The sequence below is a fragment of the Streptomyces sp. 2A115 genome (assembly GCF_052245575.1).
Classification (GTDB): domain Bacteria; phylum Actinomycetota; class Actinomycetes; order Streptomycetales; family Streptomycetaceae; genus Streptomyces.
Genome location: NZ_JBQQCG010000244.1, coordinates 1 through 879, shown reverse-complemented (window position 1 = coordinate 879; position 879 = coordinate 1). Strand labels below are relative to the sequence as shown.

The 879-nt window shown below is 66.7% G+C and carries 1 protein-coding gene; it reads right to left on the bottom strand.

Going from position 1 to position 879, the window contains the following annotated elements:
- The coding region (locus ACTWQR_RS55835) for an IS256 family transposase (RefSeq protein ID WP_443235032.1) at window positions 1–736 on the bottom strand (736 nt) is incomplete at its 3' end.
- Window positions 737–879: the final 143 nt, after the last annotated feature.

Genomic DNA, 879 nt, shown 5'->3' with positions numbered 1-879 from the left:
TCATGACCTTGTGGACCGCGGCGACCAGGCCGGAGTGCTGGTCGGTGATGACCAGACGGACGCCGCTGAGGCCGCGCTCGCGCAGGGAGCGCAGGAACTCTTTCCAGAACGCCTCGCTCTCGCTGTCGCCGACCATCAGGCCGAGGACCTCGCGGCCTCCGTCCTCGGTGATACCGGTGGCGACCACCACGGCCTGGGAGACGATCTGGTGGTTCACCCGCGCTTTGCAGTAGGTCGCGTCCAGGTAGACATAGGGGAAGCGGACATGATCCAGGGGGCGGGTGCGGAACGCGGTCAGCGGCTCGTCCAGCGCCGCGCAGATCCGCGAGACCTCCGACTTCGAGATGCCGCTGTCCCCGCCGAGGGCTTTGACCAGGTCATCCACGCTGCGAGTGGAAACACCGTGCACGTACGCCTCCATGATCACGGCATAGAGGGCCTGGTCGATGCGGCGCCGGCGTTCCAGCAGCGACGGGAAGAAGCTGCCGGTGCGGACCTTGGGGATCTCCAGGTCCAGATCGCCGGCCAGTGTGGTCAGCACCTTCTCCCGGTGCCCGTTGCGGACGTTGGTCCGCGTCGGCGTGTGCTCGTTCCACTCCGCGCCGATGCGGGCACTCGCCTCGGCCTCGATCAGCTCCTGCACCATCCGCTCGGCGATGGCGCGAATGAGCTCGATTCCGTCGGTCGAGCGTAGTGACTCAAGCAGCCGTATCAGCTCAGACTGGGACAGGGCCATCGTGCACTCCTCATGGTTGAACTGGCTGTTCACCAAGGAGAGTTACGCGGTGGCCCACCTCCTGTTCAGGGAGCGGTACCCATCCGTGGAAGTGCGCCCCGGGCAGACGCCCGCGCACTCCCAGCCGCTGATCCCGTACACCA